Annotated in this window: 1 protein-coding gene; it reads right to left on the bottom strand. The window is 47.1% G+C overall.

The window, feature by feature from the left end; genetic code table 11:
• Positions 1 to 4,591, bottom strand: a 4,591-nt coding sequence (locus LAY57_RS34900) for a choice-of-anchor C family protein (RefSeq protein ID WP_249071962.1), incomplete at both ends; no start/stop codon positions are given.

The raw sequence follows: 4,591 nt of genomic DNA, 5'->3' as shown, positions 1-4,591 counted from the left end.
GCAAATCGGTATCTCTAAATTCCAATCTCCACCCATATCCAAAATCATCTTTACTATTCGCATTCAAACTATCATAACTCCGAGTCACACTTATCGGAATCCCCGACACTGAAATCGATAAATCCGTAAACGATAATCGGAAATTACCTAACTTCAAATCACCCGCCACATCGATAGTATCTTCAATCTCATTAATCTGACCGTTCTTATCAATGGCACTTAACTTCACCAAATAACTGCCATTCTGTAATATGGATGGGTCGAATTTACCCAGCACTCCATTATTAACATTTTGAGTGCCAGAAAATATCACCTGTTCAAAACCACCCTCTAACGGCGAAACCGACAGAGTATAGCGGTCTAAATTAGGGTCAGATACCGTACTTTTAATATTAATAGGAGCGGTAATTATTCCATCTACAATCCCGCTCAAATCCAATTTGACATTAGGCGCACCCAAATCGGTCGGGTCAATTACTCGCACGGTTTTACTGCTTGACCCTTGATTGCCAGACGGGTCGCTTGCTGTTGCTATTGCTTCTATATTCCCCGGTTGCGCCATCGTAACGGTAGCCAATCCATTTTTATCTAAAACAACTGGATTATTATTAACTTTCAAACTGAGATTGCTGGCGCTAACGTTGTCGGAAGCGGATATTTGGAAAGTTACTTTATCTCCTTTATCGACAAAGTTTTTGCTGGCAACTAAATTAACTTTGGGAACTTCATTATCTGCTACTACCGCTAGAGTATAATTGGAAATTACTGGTGGTTGACGACCGTCGCTAACTGCAATTTGGATTGGCTTGTTTCCAATATCGCTAACACTTGTTTTCCAAGTAATTTGGCCAAATTTATCAATACTCATTCCTGGTGGTGGATTGAGGAGATTGTAAGTTAAAGCATCGTTATCTGCATCGGTGGCTATCACATTGTAACTATAAGTCGCACCCGCAGTCACGGTAGCTTGAGGAGTAGAATTGATAACCGGAGCGGTATTATTAATTGTGCTGAGGCTGAAAGTTTGGTAAGCTGTACCGTAGCTTGAATAAGCAGCAACCGTGATATCTTTGGAACCAACATCGGAGGCAGTGGGATTCCAAGTAATTAACCCGGTGTCCGAGTTAATTGTCATGTTGTTGGGAGGGTAGTTATAAAAATAATAACGGACGGGTAATGTTCCGGTGGGGTCAATCCCTATCACCTGATATTGGTATGTTTGTCCGAGTGCGGAAGAGGTGACGGGTTCTGATATAATCTGGGGTGGAGTGTCAAAAATTGACGTTCCGGCATTCAGCCTGTAGTCTTGAGTAACCACACCACCGTTGCCATCTTCTACTTTGATGCTGACATCGAACCAGTTAGAGGTGGGTGGAGTCCATTCGATTACACCGCTATCCGGGTCGATCTTCATTCCGGCAGGGGAATTAGCTAAACTATAGGTTAAGCTCTTGCCATCTCGATCTGAAGCTGCCACTTGATAGCGGTAAATTCTACCTACTGTAGCGTTGGTAATTGCATTGGAGAGAATTTGCGGTGGCGTATTAATGGGGCTTAATGCCAGCGTATACTTTTGAGTGTAAGAACCGCTGCGACTGCCGATAACCGTTAGGGCAACCTCAAGGCTTTGAGGAGAGTTAGAGGTAGGAGTCCAGATTAGAGTACCCGTTGCTGGGTCTACTACCATAGACTCAGGCGAAGAGTCTAGGGTAAATACCAAAAAGTCGTGGTCTGGGTTACTGACTGTGGGCGTGTAGCGATATTCATTGCCTACTGCTGCTAAACTTTTGGGAGTGCTGGTAATTTTAGGCGCAGTTAATTTGAAATCGGTGAGATTTTTAACTTCTAATTCGTAAATTTGATTGACAACACCACCGCGTCCGTCTGATACGTTAATTTGGATTGCATTCTTACCCAAATTAGCAGCAGTGGGAGTCCAAATAATTCGCCCTTTACTATCAAGTTGCATCCCACTAGGAGCAGAAGTGAGACTATAAGTTAGCGGGTCATTGTTGGGGTCAGACGCGACAATTTGATACTGGTAAACTTGTCCGGGGGCAACGACGGTAGAAGGAACAGAAGCGATAGTTGGGGCAACGTTGGCAGTGCTGCTTACTGACCCAATCGTAAAGGTTTTAACGGTGGAAGCACCTTTGGTATCTGTGGCAAGTATGATGAAATCTGCTTGACCTACACCCGTGGGAGTCCAATTGATTTCACCCGTGTTGGGATTGACAGAAGCGCCAAAAGCAAAAATGTTTGGCGAACTGTAAGTAACGACATCACCTTCTGGATCTAAAGCTTTGAAGGTAAACTGATAGGGGTGGCCTACTGTTGCTACTGGTTTGGGAGATTCGGTGATAAAGACAGGGGCTTTATTGCTGTCGGGGGAAGTGACTTGAAGAAGGAATAATTGAGAATTGAGACCGCCAAAACCATCGCTGACGCGCACGCCGACATCGTAGACGCCTGAACTTCTGGTGGGGCTACTAGAACTGATTAGCTGTTCTGGTGTTGGTTTCCAAGCAATCAGACCTGTAGCAGGGTCGATGGTCATGCCGTCGGGCTTGCTGGTGAGTTCGTATGTTAGGGTGTTTGTGTCTGGGTCGGTGGCTAATGCTTGATAGCGCCAGGTTTGACCAAATGGAGCCGTAGTGGGCGGAGTGCTGGTAAAACTGGGCTGGCGGTTGGTAGGAGTAGCGGTCGGCGGCTTGTTTCCAAAGTTCTTTAGCTTGGCGATTTCACCTCCTGCTAGGGTGATGGGGTAGTGCAGGGCAGTGGTATTGAACGCACGGACATCCACTTTATCAATTACCGCCCCATAAGACCCGCCAGTTTCACTGTAAAATCCCAGCTCGGTCGTGGGGGAAGAAGCAACAAACTTCCACTGCTGTTGCAAGTAGTTCATGTTGCTATGAGAGTGACCGTCGTAAGGCAGTGTATAGAAAGCTGATTGACCGCCCGCTCTCACGCTCATGGCTCTCTGTGATGAGGAGTCGGGATTATAGGATTTGTCAAAGGTCACCTGGTACGTTTGACCCGGTGCGGTATTGATGACCTGGGCGATGGCTCCCTGACTCCAACCGTTGAGGTCAATACTGATATTGCCATCCGAAGCTTGCCAATAATTGCTGGTGGTATAATCAATATCGCTCAAAAAGACATTCCAGTAAGGAATCTCTGTGGAACCCGCCGCCACTCCTTTGCCGTTTGAATTACTGGGAAGTGCTGGCCCTTGTTCAAAACTGCCGTTTTGGATTAGGTTGGAACCGTAGGAGAAGGCAGCCGGATTTTGCACAAATCCTTCTGGAGTAATCTGTCGAACAATGTAATTGCCCGCCGCCAAATTGGTAAACTGGTAATTCCCTGTTGCATCGGTGATGACGGTCTTTTCGACCGCATCTAGTTGAGCGTTGTTGTTGGCGTCGAGGTAGAGTTTGACGTTGGCTAATCCTCGTTCAAGAGTGTCTTGAGAATTATTGTTATTCAGGTCTTCCCAAACTTTACCTGTAATTTGCCCCAAGGGGACGGCGTTGCTGACGGAGAGTTTAAAGCTTTGGGTGTCGATGCCCCCAAAACCGTCTTGTACCTGCACGGTAATATCTTTTGGTTCCGGCGAGGCAAGGGGTTTGTCCCAAAAAAGAAGACCTGTATTGGCATCCACGGTCATGCCGGTGGGAGCTTTAACCAAAGAATAGCGTAAGGGATTGTTATCTGGGTCTAGTGCTTTGACTTGATAGCTGTAAGGGCGGATGGTGTAAGCTTCTAGTAGAGGGTCGCTGACAATCAGAGGCGCAAGGTTCCCAGGAGCTATTCCCTGTACCCCTACGTTGAAGCTTTGTGTCGCTGCGGCTCCATAGTAATCTGTTGCTTTAATGGTGACAGCTTGTGGACCAGCCTGATAGCCAGTTGGCGTCCAGGAAATTAACCCGCTGTTGGGCTGGATGCTCATGCCTTCTGGCCCGCTGACCACGCTGTAGGTAAGGTCTCTGTAATAATCTGGGTCTTTGGCAATAGCCTGATAGGTGTAGGGCTGCAAGTAGGTGGCGCTAACAACGGGTACGCTGGTAAATACGGGGGGACGGTTGTCTGCATAACTGGGGACTTTGAGGGTGTAGGTTTGGTCGGTCTGGTTGCCGAAATTGTCACTCACCCGCACGGTGATGTTGTAGTTTCCTGTATTGGCTGGAGTCCAGGTCAGGTTACCCGTGCTGTCCATACTCATCCCGGCCATCGGCCCTGTGGCGGGAGAAACTAGGGAGTAGGTCAGGGGGTCGTTTTCTGGGTCGGTGGCGGTTACTTTGTAGCTGTAGGGTTTGTTGTAATAAACTTCGCTGTCTGGTGTTGAGGTGATAGCGGGTGCAAGGTTTGAAGGTATTTGCTCTCTGGTAATGGTGCGGCTGACTGTGCTAGTATTGCCTGCTATGTCGGTGGAGATTACTGTGAAAGTGTTGGTTCCTAGATTTAGGGAAACTCCTGTAAAGCTAAATTTACCCGTAGCATCGGCAAGTGCTGTGGCGTTGGTTTCTAGTAATTTGACTGCTGTATCTGGTTGTGTTTGACCTGTGAGTGTGACAATATTATTGGTAGT

The organism is Argonema antarcticum A004/B2 (assembly GCF_023333585.1).
GTDB lineage: Bacteria > Cyanobacteriota > Cyanobacteriia > Cyanobacteriales > Aerosakkonemataceae > Argonema > Argonema antarcticum.
The sequence above is the reverse complement of the archived record's forward strand: the minus strand, read 5'-3'. Positions and strand labels throughout refer to the sequence as shown.